Origin of the sequence: Herpetosiphon sp. (assembly GCF_003512625.1) — a bacterium.
GTDB classification, from domain to species: Bacteria; Chloroflexota; Chloroflexia; order Chloroflexales; family Herpetosiphonaceae; genus Herpetosiphon; species Herpetosiphon aurantiacus.
Genome location: NZ_DOPT01000059.1, coordinates 103,695 through 119,974 on the forward strand (window position 1 = coordinate 103,695; position 16,280 = coordinate 119,974).

15 protein-coding genes are annotated in these 16,280 nt (G+C 48.3%); 5 read left to right on the forward strand and 10 right to left on the reverse strand.

Features of this window, described 5'->3' with window-relative positions; all coding sequences use genetic code 11:
- Nucleotides 1-47: 47 nt before the first annotated feature.
- Both DEF47_RS12940 and DEF47_RS12945 read right to left on the reverse strand, forming a co-directional pair.
- Entirely contained in the window at nt 48-728 is a 681-nt protein-coding gene (locus tag DEF47_RS12940) for a hypothetical protein (protein ID WP_012188016.1), read from the reverse strand.
- Between the two features lie 523 nt (nt 729-1,251).
- Entirely contained in the window at nt 1,252-2,367 is a 1,116-nt protein-coding gene (locus tag DEF47_RS12945) for a class I SAM-dependent methyltransferase (protein WP_012188015.1), read from the reverse strand.
- Nucleotides 2,368-2,503: 136 nt separating this feature from the next.
- Between DEF47_RS12945 and DEF47_RS12950 the strand changes: the two genes are divergently transcribed.
- From DEF47_RS12950 to murJ, 4 genes are read left to right on the forward strand one after another with little or no spacing between them, the layout of a single operon-like run.
- The gene (locus tag DEF47_RS12950; RefSeq protein WP_012188014.1) at nt 2,504-2,938 is read left to right on the forward strand and encodes a hypothetical protein; all 435 of its coding nucleotides are present in this window, start codon (nt 2,504-2,506) and stop codon (nt 2,936-2,938) included.
- Nucleotides 2,935-3,609, forward strand: a complete 675-nt coding sequence (lipB, locus tag DEF47_RS12955) for a lipoyl(octanoyl) transferase LipB (RefSeq protein ID WP_012188013.1) — start codon at nt 2,935-2,937, stop codon at nt 3,607-3,609. The genes DEF47_RS12950 and lipB overlap by 4 nt, the downstream gene beginning before the upstream one ends.
- 16 nt (nt 3,610-3,625) lie before the next feature.
- Nucleotides 3,626-4,342 (forward strand): PIG-L deacetylase family protein, encoded by a 717-nt coding sequence (locus tag DEF47_RS12960; RefSeq protein ID WP_012188012.1) that lies wholly within the window; start codon nt 3,626-3,628, stop codon nt 4,340-4,342.
- Entirely contained in the window at nt 4,339-5,919 is a 1,581-nt protein-coding gene (murJ, locus tag DEF47_RS12965; protein ID WP_012188011.1) for a murein biosynthesis integral membrane protein MurJ, read from the forward strand. The genes DEF47_RS12960 and murJ overlap by 4 nt, the downstream gene beginning before the upstream one ends.
- Nucleotides 5,920-5,967: 48 nt before the next feature.
- Here the strand turns inward: murJ and DEF47_RS12970 are convergent, their stop codons facing one another.
- Nucleotides 5,968-6,906, reverse strand: coding sequence for a GAF domain-containing protein (locus DEF47_RS12970; RefSeq protein WP_012188010.1), 939 nt, complete (start codon nt 6,904-6,906; stop codon nt 5,968-5,970).
- Between the two features lie 283 nt (nt 6,907-7,189).
- Here DEF47_RS12970 and DEF47_RS12975 point away from each other — a divergent pair, with 283 nt between their 5' ends.
- Nucleotides 7,190-7,651 (forward strand): OsmC family protein, encoded by a 462-nt coding sequence (locus DEF47_RS12975; RefSeq protein ID WP_012188009.1) that lies wholly within the window; start codon nt 7,190-7,192, stop codon nt 7,649-7,651.
- Here the strand turns inward: DEF47_RS12975 and DEF47_RS12980 are convergent.
- From DEF47_RS12980 to ehuB, 7 genes are all read right to left on the reverse strand, one after another.
- The gene (locus tag DEF47_RS12980; protein ID WP_012188008.1) at nt 7,648-9,051 is read right to left on the reverse strand and encodes a hypothetical protein; all 1,404 of its coding nucleotides are present in this window, start codon (nt 9,049-9,051) and stop codon (nt 7,648-7,650) included. The two genes, DEF47_RS12975 and DEF47_RS12980, sit on opposite strands and share 4 nt — an antisense overlap.
- Nucleotides 9,044-9,856 (reverse strand): sensor histidine kinase, encoded by an 813-nt coding sequence (locus tag DEF47_RS12985; protein ID WP_012188007.1) that lies wholly within the window; start codon nt 9,854-9,856, stop codon nt 9,044-9,046. Before DEF47_RS12985 ends, DEF47_RS12980 begins: the two co-directional genes overlap by 8 nt.
- Nucleotides 9,853-10,542, reverse strand: a complete 690-nt coding sequence (locus tag DEF47_RS12990) for a response regulator transcription factor (RefSeq protein ID WP_012188006.1) — start codon at nt 10,540-10,542, stop codon at nt 9,853-9,855. The genes DEF47_RS12985 and DEF47_RS12990 overlap by 4 nt, the downstream gene beginning before the upstream one ends.
- A 515-nt stretch (nt 10,543-11,057) precedes the next feature.
- Nucleotides 11,058-11,909, reverse strand: a complete 852-nt coding sequence (locus DEF47_RS12995; RefSeq protein WP_012188005.1) for an aldo/keto reductase — start codon at nt 11,907-11,909, stop codon at nt 11,058-11,060.
- 98 nt (nt 11,910-12,007) lie between these two features.
- A complete protein-coding gene (locus DEF47_RS13000; RefSeq protein WP_012188004.1) occupies nt 12,008-12,640 on the reverse strand; it encodes an HAD-IA family hydrolase in 633 nt (210 codons plus the stop codon).
- A gap of 389 nt (nt 12,641-13,029) precedes the next feature.
- Nucleotides 13,030-15,171, reverse strand: coding sequence for an ATP-binding protein (locus DEF47_RS13005; protein ID WP_012188003.1), 2,142 nt, complete (start codon nt 15,169-15,171; stop codon nt 13,030-13,032).
- Complete coding sequence (gene ehuB, locus DEF47_RS13010; protein ID WP_012188002.1) at nt 15,168-16,043, reverse strand: ectoine/hydroxyectoine ABC transporter substrate-binding protein EhuB; 876 nt, start codon at nt 16,041-16,043, stop codon at nt 15,168-15,170. The genes DEF47_RS13005 and ehuB overlap by 4 nt, the downstream gene beginning before the upstream one ends.
- Between the last annotated feature and the right edge of the window lie 237 nt (nt 16,044-16,280).

The window sequence follows — 16,280 nt, forward strand, 5'->3', positions numbered from 1 at the left end:
GAGGGATGATCGACATTACTTACAAGTGGTAATTTATATTCTTGGATCTATTGGTACAACGTATAATATTCCCAGTGTGTTTCCCCAGGAAAATACGTTTCGGCAGAAAGTTGGAATCCTGAGTTCATCCAAACATTATAGGCATATGATGTCCAGGTTAAACCTGGCTGAGATTGGATTGAATTATAAACATTGACATTGGGGAAATTGATCGACCATGTAAGTAATTCATAGTGGGTCTTTGAGGTTTTTACACGATATGTTTCTTCTGATACTTGGCAAGTAGGATTAACTTTGTACTGAACCGATGTATCAAGTTTGTAGACCCCTCCGCCCATGGTAAATGAGCGCGAAATACTCTTATAATATGATCCACAAGCTTGGGTATTAGCAGGAGCTTTTTGTTTATCATTGGTAAGTTGTAAATGGAGTGTATCAGCAAGTTGTTTAGAAGCAAGCCGATCCAACGTAGTATCCCCGGTAATAAAGACATATTCGCCGTATCCTTGTTTTTGTGCGTCCTCTAGAGGCATGCTATAGACACTGATACTGCTTCCCTTTTCGCATGGATGATTCTTGGCGGAATCAATCGATTCGCTACACATAGCACTTACATCAACCGCCACCAAAACCATTTGGCGTGATTGCTCTTGTGCTTCGACTGGCGTAAATTGTGTCACAATGAGCATAAGTACCACTGATGCGATCAGGCTGAGTTTTTTGAACATGGAAATCTCTCCTTTACAAGAATGGCGAAAAATCATAGCATCACTCTTTTTAATATTACACGTATTAAAAAGATATGATATTTAATGAAATTATTATTTAAATCGAGTTATAAAATATATAATCTAACGAAGAAAAATATTTAATCATTAAAAATAATTAAATACAAAATAGAGAGTTCTTAGATCTAATGTAAAGCAACATATGCTAGGATAGCTATATCACTGTATATTTAGAATTAATTGTGAGATAGGATAGAGAAGAAGCACGGTTGAATATCTCTCAAAACAGATGAGAGCATATATCTCTTTATTATGCAATATACATTTTAGGCATAATAGTAAAGCTTTGATAATTTATAAGATCTAAATTTAATAAATCAATTCACATAAAATACATACTTATATATTCTAAAATACATGGTTGTGTTCATTTGTAAACCTGAAATACCCATACCTACAAGAAGATAAATAAAGGCACAAAATAAAAAAGCCCTGCTACTCGACTGAGCAGCAGGGCTGAATTTTACTCTTCGGCGGGTAAGGGCGCTGGCACATAACGGCCTTCGACCTTCTCAGCCAGCACAAAATAGGGGCCAGTGCGCATCCAGCCAAACAACCACAAATCTAATTCCATCAGTAACGTGATGGTATAGAGTGCCCAGTAAATTGGCGAAGTTGGGGTAAGGTGGCGACGCATCGCGCGGCGAGCGACAATTTCGCGCTGTGCACCAGCCGAAGCGTTCACGGCCTCGTCGGTCAACACGGTTGCGCTGGCAGCTTTGGCAGTTTTACGCTTGGCAATCAACGATTCACCCAGTTTCATCAGCACATGCTCAACAAACGAGGTAAACACGCTATTCCAAAATACGACTTTGACAGGCTTCAAGCCTGCTTCTACCAAAGCCGCCTCAACATCGTCCCAGGTTTTGAGATCTTTGATGTGGTCGGATTTACGTCGTGCTTCGCGCTCGAAATCGTAGACCCCTTGCTTGACAAAGAATTTGCCCAAGCGCTTGGAGATATTGATAATTGGCTGAATTGGCGACATTTCACGGGTATTCGAGAAGATCGCCACCCGTCCGCCAACTTTCAAGACCCGCGCCGTCTCGACCAAATAATCGTGGATGACATCGCGGGGAAAGTGTTCGAGCACATCGACCGAGAGCGATTTATCGAACGCGCCATCGACAAATGGCAAACGCCGCGAATCAGCTTGCGCCAATTCCATCTCGGCTAAAGCTTGGTCGGCGAACAGCACCGCTGGATCGCTGCCAACCAGCAAGCCAACGGCATCGGCGTTCCATAAGCCAAAACGACCATTGCCACAGGCATTATCAAACACAATATCGGTTGGCTTAAGCTCGAGCATGCGCCGAATTTGGCGATGACGCACGCCTGCTGCCAATAATGGGGGAGCCATCTCACGATAATCAAGCTCCTCGCCCATGCTTTCTTCTTCGGAAACATATTTTGAAATATAATCAAATTCGGTTTGTCGCGGCATTAAATCAATATAGCCCTTGTGAATGGGATATTGATTGCGGCAGCCAGCACATAAGACATGCTCAGCATAGACCGCCAAATCCCGTGAGTTACACGTTGGGCATTGCAACAACCGATAAAGTTCACGTCCAACCATAGATCAACCTTTCTGTTGTCGTAGCTAGCGTGCTAGTATAGCAGAAATTCATCAATTGCTAGCGATTTGGGCCAGAATAACCCGATTGTGCTATCATGCTGGCTGAGCGTTTGTTCTCAAATTGTGAGTTTAAGCTATGCCTGTTTTGATTCAATTAACCACTGCCGACCATGGCGGGCGGGTGTCTACCGGCAAATGTGGCACTGCTGAATGTGGCGTGAGTTGTAATTGTGGCTGCCCATATACCGCGATGGAAAGTCGTGGGCGCACCGAAACAATCGAAATCATCGAAGCTCAATATCCCAATCAATGGCTCGGTTTAGTCATTCCACCTGAAGAAGATGAGTTTATGCCTGAGCGAGCGATGTTAGTGGCCCATTCGCACGATGATAACGAAGTCTGGGATGCAATGAGCCGTGTGACTCATAACCAAGTGGTGCATGTCTATTTTAATGGTCAATACAACGCTGATTATGTCGATTGGGCTGATAGCCAACCCGCCAGTTATGGCAGTCGCTTGACCCAAGCCTCACCCTTCGGCGGCGAGATGATTAGCTTGATGCCACTATGACAATCCAGCAAACCCAACGTTTATTAAAGGTGCAAATCCTTGGGATGCTCGATTACAACGCCGCTTGGGAATTGCAACGCGAATTAGTCAGCCAACGCAGCGCTGAAACGATTCCCGATACCTTGGTATTGTTGGAGCATCCTGCCACTTACACGATTGGGCGCTCGGGCGGCTATGAGCATCTTTTGGTCAGCCCCGAAACCCTGCAACAACGTGGCGCAGCCTTGATCGAAGTTGATCGCGGGGGCGATATTACCTACCATGGGCCAGGCCAGCTAGTCGGCTACCCCATTTTGCAAATTCGCGATCATGGCCGCGATTTGCATCAATACTTGCGCATGCTCGAAGCAGTGATCATCGAACTGCTGGCTGAATATGGGCTAAGTGCGCGACGCTTTCCTGGTTATACTGGCGTATGGGTGGGCGACCGCAAAATTGCCGCGATTGGGGTGCGCTCGAATACCCGTGGCGTTACGTCGCATGGCTTTGCCTTGAATGTCACCACCAACTTGGCTGATTTTACCGCAATCGTGCCCTGTGGTATTCACGATTATGGCGTAACCTCGTTGGCCGAATTATTGCCCGTTGTGCCAGCCTTCAACGATGTGCAACAACGGCTTATTCGAATTTTCCTACGCGTGTTTGATCTGCATTTGATCGAGCCTGTTTAGCCGAGGAACCGCAACCATGCCAACCATCCTCTCTGTTTGGGCGCACCCCGATGATGAAGCATTTGGCCCTGTTGGGGTGCTGGCCCAAGCCCATGCTGCTGGCTATCGCACGGTCATTATTACCGCAACCCATGGCGAACTAGGCCAAATTAGCCCTGAACTAGCAATCAATCCTGAGAACTTAGGATCAGTGCGTTTGGAAGAACTGCATCAAGCCTGCCAAGCAATTGGGGTTGATCGAAGCATCGTCTGGGATTATCCCGATGGTGGTTTAGCGTTGGCCAACGCCACCGAGTTGCGCGATAAGATTGTAGAAGTGTTGAATGCTGAGCAACCAGCCATCGTGCTGACCTTTGGGCCTGATGGAATTTATGGTCACCCCGACCATATTGCGATTAGTATGGCCACAACCCAAGCTTTTGCCCAATATTTGGCTTTGCACCCAACGATTGAGCAGCCGCGCTTGTATTATCAAAGCGTTGCCCCAAATAGCCCGCGCTCAGTCAACGCCGCCAGCAGCAATGAATATCCCGACCCATTGCCAGCCACCACAATTATCGATGTGAGCGAGTATGCCGATACCAAACGGGCGGCTTTGGAAGCCCACGCAACCCAGCGCCACGATTGGCAACAATTCCTTGACCAAGCCGATTGGTTTAATACGGTCTATCTCCATCGCGTGTATCCTTCGTTCGGATTGAACGATCAGCCAGAAACGACACTTTTTGCATGAACACCAAACTTGAAACGAAAACCCAAACAACGGCTGGCCGCAGTATCGCGCTAGCCGCTTTGTTATTAATGGTTGGCAATTTTGCCAGCCGCATTCTTGGCCTTGTCCGCGATAAAGTTATTAACCACAATTTTGGGGTGGGAGCCGAAACCAGCCTCTACTCGTTGCTCAGTGCTGTACCAACCCAACTCTACGATTTTTTGGTTGGCGGTTTGGTCAGCGCGGCGCTGGTTCCAGTCCTAACTGATTACATCGATCAGCACGATGATGGCGATCTTTGGCAGATTATCAACACCATTTTGACCATGCTGGCGCTGGTGCTTGGCCTGCTTGGTGGCTTGGTCTGGATCTTTGCCGAGCCGATCAATCAGGTGCTAGCTGCCAAAATCGTGGCCAGCCCAACCATGCTCAGTCTTGGCGTATCAATGCTGCACTCGATGGTGATTGCGGTGGTTTTTATGTGTTTGTCGGGCGTGCTGACAGGCTTATTACAAGCGCAACGCCGCTTCTCATTACCAGCGTTTACCTCAACGGTCTTTAATTTGGCCTTGATTGTGCTGATTTGGTTTTGGCCGCAGGATGCGCGGGTATTGGGTTGGGCCATGGTCGCAGGGGCATTGGCCCAAGTAACCCTACAACTGCCAGCCCTACGCGGTGCGCGGCTACGCCCGATGTTGCGCTGGCGGCATCCAGGCGTGCGACGAATTGGCTTGCTGTATGCACCAGTTGCGCTTGGCATTAGCTTTTCATTTGTGGGAACGCTGATCGATCGTCAGCTTGCAGGCAGCATCGATCAACAATCGGCGGCCTATATGCGTAGCGCCACGACCTTTATTCAATTTGCGCTGGGCTTGGTGGCAGCGGCAATCTCGATTGCGATTTTGCCAACCTTATCGCGGCTCAACAGCGATGGCGATGAGGCTGGTTTTCGGCGCATTTTGGGCATTGGGTTAAAAGTGGTGCTGCTCTTAATTGTGCCAATGTTGGTGATTTTTGGCTTGCTTGGCGAATCAGTGGTACGAATTTTGTTTGAAGGTGGCAAATTTACCGCCGAAAACACGCGGATCACCGCCTTGGTATTATTGGCTTATTTGCCAAGCATGCTGGCCGCCGCAATCGATCAGCCGTTAATTTTCGCCTTTTATGCCCGTAAACACACCTTGTTGCCCAATTTAGTGCAAGCACCAGCAATTGCTAGCTATTTTTTGGTAGCTGGTTTGAGCTATCGCGCTTGGGGGATGTATGGCTTGATTGCTGGCAATGTGGCGCAATTAACCGTTCATGCCTTGGTGATGGCGGTGGTTGCCCATCGGCGTTTGCGGGTGTTTGATGGTCAGGCCATGCTCCAAGCGAGCGCGAAAATTGCCAGCGCTGCCTTGGTAATGGCCGCTAGTTGTTGGGGCATTCTACAATTGTTGCCGACAACGCCAAGCAAATTCAATGCGCTTGTGTTATTGCTCGTGGCAGGCGGCGGCAGTAGCTTGATCTATTTGGGCTTATTGTGGTGTCTCAAACTTGATGCGCTGCAATTTTTCGGTGCAGCATTGCAACGCAAATTCAAGCGCAAAACTGCTTAAGTGCGAAATGGCGGAGCGTTAAACTCCGCCATTGTAAAAATAACAAACTTATTTACGCCGAAAGGTATATTCGATGCCCTGTTGCAGCGTGCTATAGGTCACAACGCTACGCAAATCGAGGCCAACGCTGACGATGGTTTGGGCAATTTCGGGGCGCAAACCCGTTAATACCATTCGCGCACCGAGCAGTTGAATTGCTTGCGAGGTTTGCACCAACAACGATGCCACATAGGTATCGAGCACGGGCACACCAGTAATATCGAGAATCACAAAATCAGCGCGATATTTACCGACACCAGTTAATAGCGCCTCGGTCATCCGTTGCGCACGCTGCTGATCGAGCGCTCCAATCAATGGAACGACCAATACCTGATCATTTAAAGGAATCAGCGGGGTTGAAAGCTCATCGAGCAAGGCTTGTTGCAAGCCGATCAACTCGTTTTGCAAGCGCTCCCGCTCGCGAATATCCTGTTGGTGGATACGAATTTCTTGGCGTAGTTTGAGTTCGGTCATCAACAATTCAGCAAATTCATGCAGAATATCCAGTTCATCAGCCGTCCAAACCCGGGGCTTGCCATCGATCACACAGAACGAGCCAAGTACATGGCCACCGCTGCGAATCGGCATACCTGCATAGCTAATCACGCCCAAATCGGGGATAGCCAAATTATCGTGAACTAAGGGATGTTCGCGGGCATCGGTCACAATTAATTCTTGACCATTGCTGACCACATGTTGGCAAAACGAATGGGTTAATGGGGTTTCGCGGCGCTCGGCCCATGGCTCAGCCAACCCAATATGGCTTTTAAAATATTGCCGATGATGTTCAACGAGCGAAAGTAACGACACTGGTGCTTGCAAAACCTTGCTTGCTAAGCGGGTCAAACGATCAAAAGCTGGGTCGAAAGAAACATCAAGCAGCCCAAGCTCTTGCAATGTCTCGGTTCGTTCAGCATTGTTCAGCTGTGATCCTGATCCTAAGGACATATGCCAGCATCTCCAAAATAAAAGCGTTATTAAAAACAGTACCAGAGTTATTAACATTCCACAATGGCCGCGATAGGGTAACCATGTGGGGGAAAAACCAAAGGATGAATTATGAAGGATGAGGGATGAAGATCATTGTTAACCACGAAGGACACGAAGGACACGAATGTTAGGTTCGTTGGCAGCTTGGAATATCGTTAAGCAATCATGGAGCTAAGTTTCGCGATCTTTGCGGTTTCACATAATTCATCCTTCATCCTTATCAAGAGTTCAGGAGTAACGTATGGCTAAATACACGGTAACGATTGAATGGGAACGGCAAGCGGCAACATTTAGCGATGGCAAGTATAGCCGCGCTCATCGTTGGATTTTTGATGGTGGTCAAGTTGTAAAAGGCTCGTCATCACCGCACGTCGTGCCATTGCCCTATTCCGACGAGCAAGCGGTTGATCCAGAGGAAGCATTTATCGCCGCCCTATCAAGCTGTCATATGTTATGGTTTTTATCAATTGTGGCCGAGGCTGGCTTGGTCGTCGAGCACTATCAGGATCAGGCCAGCGGCAAAATGGGCAAAAATAGCACTGGCAAAATCGCCATGACCAAAGTTACGCTCCGCCCAAACATCATTTGGGCCGAACCAGCTCCTAGCAGCGAACAAATTGAGCAATTTCATCATCAAGCCCATGAGCAATGCTTTATTGCTAACTCGGTACTAACGCAGATCAGCATCGAGCCACAACCCTAGCGCAACAGTTGATCAAACTCCTGAGCGGCTTCATGCAGTTTGCCTTGAGGTTCGCTCAGGCTCCATTCGTACCATTGTTGACCAAACGGCTGATCAACAAACCAACATAAGGCTTGCACCTGTGGGTTGCTGCTGACTTCAGCCAAGGCATTGCTGAGCCAACCTTTGGGGTAATTTTCCAGCGGCGTGCGTGCTTGCTCTGGGTGAAATGTATTGGTGGCGGTGATATAAACCGGACGATTGGCGGTGCTCGGGTAGCGATTGATAATCGTCAGCCAATCGCGATAGACTCGAAAACCACGTTGGGCCTTGCCAGATTGACTCAAATACAGATCATTCAATGGCTCTTGAGCGGGATCGGCACTACGCTCAGGCCAACCAGCCGTACTCAGCGCAAAGCCATCGGGGGCAACATTAATTTGCTGTTGATGCTTGCTCCGAATCGTTTGATCAAGCAAGACCAATAAACTATTAAAATAATTAAGCCATGGCTGATTCAACGGGTCGGCCCAAGCGCCATCTGCCTCGTTGCTCCAAGGCCGCACTGGCCCAACCAGCAGTTTCAATTGGGGATTCAAACCGCGCATGGTTTCAATCACATTATCGTGGCGTTCGGTTGCAACGCCATACCCAACTAAGATTCGTGCTACCCACGCAGGAGTCAGCGGTTCTTGGCTGAGGCTATTTTCACCCAAGCTATTGTAACCATTGCCAATGCTATAACCATAGACTGCCTGCAAACGTTGATCGTGGGCCAAGCGCTGGCAAAAGCGCAAAAAGATCGCCAAGGCCGTTTCATCATTATTTGGTGGCAAACTTTGGCCTTGATCATAGGCAACGCGGATAATCACCCGCAATCCAGCCTTATGTGCCGCCGCCACCCGCGAAGCTAGGGCATCAACACTCCATTGGCTCTCATCGGCTCGCAGCGCATACACCAAATCTACCGACCACGCCGCCCGACCATGCCAATCGCGATCGGGGTTGGCAAACATTGCGCCAAGCAGGCTACTTTGGCGCGGAGTAGCGGTTGGCTCAGGCTGACCAATCATCAGACTGCCACGTTCTTGGCAACCACGATCGCAATCGTGATAAAAGCGAATATCGGCTTGGGTTAAAGTATTGCTAGTGCTGCTCCAACGCCAAGTCCATGGCTCACTACCAGCCGCAAATTGCTGATCACGCTGTAAACTCGTGCCATCAAGCGTCAAAGCGACATAAACCCATGGCTGATTATCGCGCACATAAATCCATTGTTGATCTTGGGTATCGCGTTCAAACCAAATTTGGGGCCAACCAGCTTGTTGGTTGGTCTGAAGCACTAAATTGCCGTCGATTGGCAAAAGCCAGTAGATGATCGAACCAAGAATGAGCAGGCTAAGCCACCGCAATTTAGTCATAGGGCAAGATCCACCATATATGTGTGCCAGTTGGCGGGTTGGTGCTACTTTCAATCTGGAGGGTGCTATGATGCCGCGCCAAAATCTGTTTGACTAGGCTCAAGCCCAAGCCGCTGCCTTCGTTATCCAAGACCCCGCGATAGAGTGGCTCGGTCACATGCGGCAAATCAGTGGCAGCAATCCCAGGCCCACTATCTTCAATGCTACAACGTAACCCTTGCTCACTCGCCAGCACCCGCACAATCACCAGATCGCCTGCACGACAATAGCGCAAACAATTCATCAACAAATTGAGCCAGACTTGTTTTAAGCGATCAGGATGCGCCAAAACTCGCTGATGGGTTGGGTCAGCCTCGAATTGCAGTTCAATTTGGGCTTCATCGGCCATCACCCACACGCTGGCAATCGCTTCTTCGGCCAACAACGCCACATTCACCGGAACCAAGGGCAATTCATCGCTTAATTCCAAACGGTGCAATTCCAACAAATCGCGTACCAAGCGAGCCATACGTTGAGCTTCACGCTCCAAGGTGAGCAACGAATGTTCGCGCACGGCTGGCTCGCTTTGTTGGTTGTGCACAATTGCGGTATGCGCCAAAAGAGCGGTTAATGGTGTGCGTAATTCATGCGAAAGCGTGCCAATAAAGGCGCGATGCTGAGCAATTTGTTGGCGCAATAATGGATCGGCGCTATGTTGGATAATGGGGCGTTTGCCACGCTGACCAAGCCACCAAGCAAAGCTGGCAACCAGCCACAGTAGCAATAAAATTCCAAAAAGCAACGATTTGAGCGGTAGAACAATCATGGCTCACACTTTAACCGATAGCCAAAACCACGCACGGTCTGAATCGGGTCGGCATTCGCATCAAGTTGGTTGATTTTAGCACGTAAGCGTTGCACACACACATCAACAATCCGCGAATCGCCCAAGAAATTTGTGCCCCAAACGGTTTGGAGCAAGGCCAAACGCCCCCAAACATGGCTCGGCTGACGCATCAGCTGTAACAAAACTCCGCTTTCTTTAGGCGTTAATTCGAGTAATTGCTCATCCCACCAAGCGCGTTGTAATTCGCAATCGAAGCGCAATTTGCCGCATTCGAATGAGCCAATCGTCTCACGTTGGTGTTGCGCCAAGCGCAAAATCGCCCGCACCCGAGCCACTAATTCGGCAGGTGCAAACGGCTTGGTCAGATAATCATCAGCGCCAACCGTCAAGCCTTCAACCCGATCCTGTAATTCATCGCGGGCTGAAAGCATCAGAATTGGCAGATATTGGCCACCTTGGCGAATTTGGCGACACAACTCAAAGCCATCACCATCAGGCAGCATCAAATCGAGAATCACCAAGCTTGGGGGATTAAATGCCTGCAAATGCGAACGAGCTTGAGCCAAACTAGCCGCCTGAGCAATCTCATAGCCTGCTTGCTCCAACAAGGTGCTGACCCCACTCAAAATCGCTGGATCATCATCGACAATCAGGATGCGACTCATAGCCCAAACCTCCAAACTGTTGCATAGCGCTATTTTAGCCAAAAAAACAAGTCTCAGAGCAACATCAGGCGTTTATCAGCCAATTGTTACCTGATTGTTACACTTAGGTGCTAGGCAGTTGCGTAGGAAGTTGCTACAATACTCAGCGAGGGGTGCGACGTGTGAATTTTAGTGTGTGGAAGTGATATGTGGTGGTTGATTGGGGTAGCCTCGCTACCCTTTTTGTTTTTAACGTTGATCCACGAAGAACACGAAGAGCACGAAATGTGGCTATGGGCTATATGGAATAATTAGATTAACAGACAGGTCTCGTTCCCTCACCCCCAACCTCTCGCCCACGGCGGTGGGCGAGGGGCGTTCCACCCTTCCTTCATAATGGGAAAGTTCCCCCTCGCCTCGCGTTCGGGCTAGGAGGTGAGGGAAGACAAAAGGCAATTCTACAAAATGTTCCGATAGTCCATAGCCAGTAGCCATATTCCATCTTTTGACTTCTGACTTTTGCCTTTTGATGTTACTTAGGCTTGCAACTCGCGCAGGGTTTGGAAATCTTCGTCGCTCAGGGCGATTTTTTCAGCACCCATATTTTCTTCGAGATGCTTAACTTTGGATGTTCCAGGGATTGGCAAAATCACTGGCGAGCGTTTGAGCAACCATGCCAAGGCAATTTGGCCAACGCTAGCTTCGTATTTTTTGGCAATTTGATCAAGCGTGCCACCAGGCGCAGTTAATCGGCCAGCCGCCAACGGGAACCATGGAATAAAAGCGATATTTTGGGCTTCGCAGGCATCGACCATGCTTTCCCATTCGTGGTCGCCAATGCTATAACGATTTTGCACCGAAACAATCGGCACGACTTTTTGCGCTTGGGCCAATTGTTCGTTATTAACTTCGCTCAGGCCAATATGACGAATTTTGCCTTCGTTGCGTAGATCGCTCAGCGCCCCCAACGATTCTTCCAAAGGCACTTGGGCATCAATTCGATGCAATTGGTAAAGGTCAATCCGTTCCAGTTTTAATTGGCGCAAGCTTTTTTCCAGCGAAATGCGCAAATGTTCAGGCCGCCCGTTGGAATACCAAATATTCGGGCCGCCGCGCAGCAAGCCACCTTTGGTTGCAATCACCATATCAGCTGAGTAGGGGTGCAAGGCTTCGCCGATCAAACATTCGCTGACATCGGGGCCATATGAATCAGCAGTATCAATAAAATTCACGCCAAGTTCGACAGCGCGGCGTAATACCGCCTTAGATTGTTCGCGATCGCTTGGTTCGCCCCAAATTCCATCGCCTGTGATGCGCATCGCACCAAAGCCCAACCGCCGAATTTCGAGATCACCACCAAGCCGAAATGTTAGAGAACCGAGGCTCATCGAGCTTCCTCCAAAACACACAATCAATACCGTTCAGTACTGAACCACATGTATTGTACCCCCAAAAAACCGAAAAATCTGGTTGCTCGATCAGCAATTCAATCGATCAGGCGGGTGGCAATATCGGAAACCTGAAAAAACACTTCGCGCGGCGCATAGGGGGCAAAATCTTGAATGCGGCTCATGCCCCAGCCCACCGCACCAAAGGCCAATTGAGCTTGCTTGGCCGCCTCAGCATCGCGAATCTCATCGCCAACGCATAGAATTTTTTCGCGCTCAAGGTTAGCTTTGCGCACAATTCGCTCAAAACGGGCACGTTTGCGAAAAATTGGCACGCTACATTCGTAAAACTCAACCACATTGGCCAAGGCATCACCCAACACATGGCGTACATTCTCTTCGCTATTACTGCTGACCACGCCCAAACGCACATCAGCAGCATCCAATTGAGCCAAAATCAATTCCATGCCATCGAAAAGCTGAATATGGCGAATATTCTGGGCGGCCAGTTGGCGCATATGGCGGGCAATTAATGGCACTTTCCACCAAGCCACCTGCATATATTTCATCACCTCGCGGGGGTTTTGGCCGCGCAACTCGGTAAATTCCTTGGGCGTAAGTTGGCGAAACTTATATTTCTCGGCCACGCCGTTGATCGCCTTGACCAACCAAGGAATTGAATCGGCCAAGGTTCCATCAAAATCAAACAGCACTAGTTTGTATTTTTTCATTGGTCAGCTACCTCTAAAATTGCTTTTGGTTAAGCATACCTTGAGCTGGGCTAGTTGCCAATTCTGCTTTTATTTCATGTAGTCTTTAGGGGTTTTATGCGTAGATTGAGGATCACTCTCCCTCCGTTCTAGCTTACAGTAGTAGTTTTTAATATTCATTCGTGATCACCACCCCTCCGCCCCGCCTCAAGGCGGGGAACGCAGGGTGTTTTCATCCCCCTGCACCCCCTAAATTTCAATTTGTGGATTATTTTATTGGGTTTTAGGCTTAAATTAGTTCGTGTAATTCGTGCAATTCGTGGCAAAACCGCTTGTAGGTACAACTATTGAATCGTTAGTATGCAAAAACAAATCCTAACCATCTGTGTCAATCTGTGGCTTAATTCGCTCTAATCATCCAGCACCTTGCGGACTGTTTGCGCCAAAGTAGCCAGTGAAAATGGCTTGCTCAGCAACAAAGGCTGTTGGGCTAATTGCTGATGTTGCGCCAAACTATGCTCGGAGTAGCCCGAAATAAACAAAATTTTGAGCTGAGGATCAAGCTCAGCAACCCGTTGGCTCAGCTCAAAACCACCCATTTGTGGCATAACCATATCAGTAATTAAGAGCTGAATTGTGCCAAGCGCCTGGGCTTGGAGCAAGGCCAAGGCCTCGGAGCCATGCAGTGCTTCGAGCACGCTATAGCCCAAGCCTTGGAGCATCCGCACCAAAACCGCCCGTACCTGCGGCTCATCCTCGCTCACCAAAATCGTTTCCGTGCCACGAGGTAAGTTTTGGATGAGGCTTGGAGCATCATCGAGTTGAGCTTGCTCTGAACGTGGCAAATAAATTTTAATCGTCGTGCCATGATTAACTTCGCTATACAAACCAATATGGCCGCCATGTTGCTTGATAATGCCATAACAGGTGGCTAAACCCAAACCAGTACCTTCGTGATCGCTTTTAGTGGTAAAAAATGGCTCAAATGCCCGACTCTGGACTTCTTGGGTCATGCCGATGCCGGTATCGCTCACCGCGAATAAAACATAATTGCCAATTGGTACATCAATATGAGTTCGTGCATAATTTGCATCAACTGCAACATTATTTGTTTCAACCAGCAAATTTCCACCCTGAGGCATAGCATCACGCGCATTGACTACTAAATTCAATAATACTTGCTCAATCTGGCCGATATCAGCCAAAACTAAATCAATATTAACATTAAGTACAGTTCGCCATTGAATTGATTCTGGTAAAACTCGTCTAATCAATTTCTCCATCGACATAATTAAATCGTTGATATTGACAATTTTTGGTTGGATTTGCTGCTTACGTGCAAAGGTTAATAATTGACTGGTAAGCATTGCTGCTCGATCAGTGGCATGTTGAATTTCAGTTAATTCTTCGACCACCGGAAAGCCTTGCTGAGCACTATCAATCGCCAAGGTTGTATAACCGCTAATTGCAGTTAACAAATTATTGAAATCGTGAGCTACCCCACCAGCCAAGCGCCCAATACTTTCCATTTTCTGGGCACGAATTAATTGCATTTGCAACTGATTGCGATCAGTTCGATCTTCGGTATGCACCATAATAAAATCTGGTTCGATAAACACATAGCTCACATACAAATCTTTAACTTGATTGATTAATTTAAACTCATAGCGAATTTCTTGATGAAGTGTTATTTTTTCACGTTGACAACGCTCAAAATGGTGTAAAATCTCTGGCTCATTGCGATAGACAATTCTAGCTGATTGATTGACAAATTTGGTAATTGCTCCTTGGGTAATAATCATCGCTGCATCGTTAAAACCTTCGAGAATAAAATCGTCGTCAATACAACGCCATGTATAGGTTGGAATTGGAATGCCACGATATTGCGCTCGAAATTGTTTTTCGCTGGCGGCCAATTGAGCCACCGCCAAGCGCTGCAAACCCAACAAACGATAGACAACTCCCGCAATAATCACCAAGAAAATCAGCCAGCCAACCAACATCAACGAATAGCGCTCGGCCTGCCGTTTAATTGATAATTCCAAATCAAGGTATAAACGATTTTCCAACTGCTCAGCTTCAGATTCCAACTCTGAGAAGGCAATTCGGCGATCAATCGTGGTTTGGGCTTGCTCTTGTGGGCGATTGAGATGTTGCAATAATAAGGCTCGAAAGCTGACCAAATGCTGGCGATAGTCAGTGAGCGCTTGCTGCGTTGGTGGATCTGGCGGCAACAATTGATCAAAGACTACAACGGGATTTTTACCTTGCTGCCAATCATCAACCGCCAAAATCGCCTGATCAAGATAGGCAATTGCATCTTGGGGCAGCAGGGTTTGGTTGCCATTTAATACCTGCTCAGCAATCAAATAGCCACGTTTCATATTCAAACGGGCTTGAGTCATCCCATTAAACGCCGTGATTTGCGATTGAATCATCGAGCGCATTTGGTAATAATTCCATTGCAACAGGGCAATCGAAACTAAAGCCACACTCAATAAAGCGATTAATGGGCGTAATTCTTTGCGCCGCAACCAAGCAAAACGCTTCATGAGCCATTCTCACAACCTTGGAGCAGACTGGCGGTTGAACGATTGGGCAATTGCTCGCGCGAAAACCCAAACGGCGCAATTAAGCCATAATGTTCGTCACTGCCAATAAATCCAATCAACTGTTGATCAATTGCTGTGCGCAAATGTGCATCCTTATGACGCATCGCAAAGGCTCCATAGCCAATACTTAAATTTCCATCAATAATTGGTGGCACAAACGGCATGGCTCGTTCAACTTGATCTGGCGCTTGTAATACCAACAAATCAATGCTGATATCGGTCAAGGCTAAGGCATCGGCACGGCCTGCCAGCACTGCCGCCAAGCCTGTTTGCACATCGGGCACAAATAATAATTGTTCTGGCGCAATCCCCAGGGCTTGGGCAATTTCGGCCTCACGTGCACCACGCATCACCGCCAAACGCCGATCTGGCCGCTGAAAATCGGCAAAACTCTGAATGCCCAATGGGTTAGTTTTAGCGACGAGCATAGCTGGACTGAGGGCAAAGGTTGGTTGGCTAAACGCAAGGAGTTCGGCTCGCTCACAGGTAATAAACATTCCACTGGCAATCAAGTCAAAACGCCCAGCTTGTAAGCCAGGAATTAAATCGGCCCATTCGGTTTGCACCCATTCCAGCTGAGAAACTCCTAGGCGCTGCATCACCCAAGTAATCACCACTGCCTCTTCGCCAACCACAGTGCCAGTAGCATCGCGATACGAGAAAGGCGCTTCGGGGGCATAGCCAATCCGGATCATGCCTGTGCGTTGGGCACGTTCCAAGGTTGTTTCAAGCGGTTTTGCTAGCCACCAAATCAAAACTGTGATCATTCCGATGAGAGCTAAACCAGCCACACCCCACCAAACACGACGCATGCCAGTACCTCCGTTGGAAGAGGTTGTACAAAGCTAGCCAATAGGTGTAATGGTTCATTGGGTTGGCAACCATGTTTCCGTTCCCTCACCCCCAGCCCCTCTCCCACGGAGGCGGGCGAGGGGAGCACTGCTGGAGCGGTTCCCCCTCGCCTCGCGTACGGGAGAGGGGGGGCTGGGGGTGAGGGAGCGCTGGCCGTTGTTCATACGATAAACCATTACAAACAGGCTTTATTGTTC

Coding starts and splice junctions, on each gene's coding strand:
- DEF47_RS12940 (WP_012188016.1), bottom strand. CDS start 728: ATGTTCAAAAAACTCAGCCTGATCGCATCAGTGGTACTTATGCTCATT.
- DEF47_RS12945 (WP_012188015.1), bottom strand. CDS start 2,367: ATGGTTGGACGTGAACTTTATCGGTTGTTGCAATGCCCAACGTGTAAC.
- DEF47_RS12950 (WP_012188014.1), top strand. CDS start 2,504: ATGCCTGTTTTGATTCAATTAACCACTGCCGACCATGGCGGGCGGGTG.
- lipB (WP_012188013.1), top strand. CDS start 2,935: ATGACAATCCAGCAAACCCAACGTTTATTAAAGGTGCAAATCCTTGGG.
- DEF47_RS12960 (WP_012188012.1), top strand. CDS start 3,626: ATGCCAACCATCCTCTCTGTTTGGGCGCACCCCGATGATGAAGCATTT.
- murJ (WP_012188011.1), top strand. CDS start 4,339: ATGAACACCAAACTTGAAACGAAAACCCAAACAACGGCTGGCCGCAGT.
- DEF47_RS12970 (WP_012188010.1), bottom strand. CDS start 6,906: ATGTCCTTAGGATCAGGATCACAGCTGAACAATGCTGAACGAACCGAG.
- DEF47_RS12975 (WP_012188009.1), top strand. CDS start 7,190: ATGGCTAAATACACGGTAACGATTGAATGGGAACGGCAAGCGGCAACA.
- DEF47_RS12980 (WP_012188008.1), bottom strand. CDS start 9,051: ATGACTAAATTGCGGTGGCTTAGCCTGCTCATTCTTGGTTCGATCATC.
- DEF47_RS12985 (WP_012188007.1), bottom strand. CDS start 9,856: ATGATTGTTCTACCGCTCAAATCGTTGCTTTTTGGAATTTTATTGCTA.
- DEF47_RS12990 (WP_012188006.1), bottom strand. CDS start 10,542: ATGAGTCGCATCCTGATTGTCGATGATGATCCAGCGATTTTGAGTGGG.
- DEF47_RS12995 (WP_012188005.1), bottom strand. CDS start 11,909: ATGAGCCTCGGTTCTCTAACATTTCGGCTTGGTGGTGATCTCGAAATT.
- DEF47_RS13000 (WP_012188004.1), bottom strand. CDS start 12,640: ATGAAAAAATACAAACTAGTGCTGTTTGATTTTGATGGAACCTTGGCC.
- DEF47_RS13005 (WP_012188003.1), bottom strand. CDS start 15,171: ATGAAGCGTTTTGCTTGGTTGCGGCGCAAAGAATTACGCCCATTAATC.
- ehuB (WP_012188002.1), bottom strand. CDS start 16,043: ATGCGTCGTGTTTGGTGGGGTGTGGCTGGTTTAGCTCTCATCGGAATG.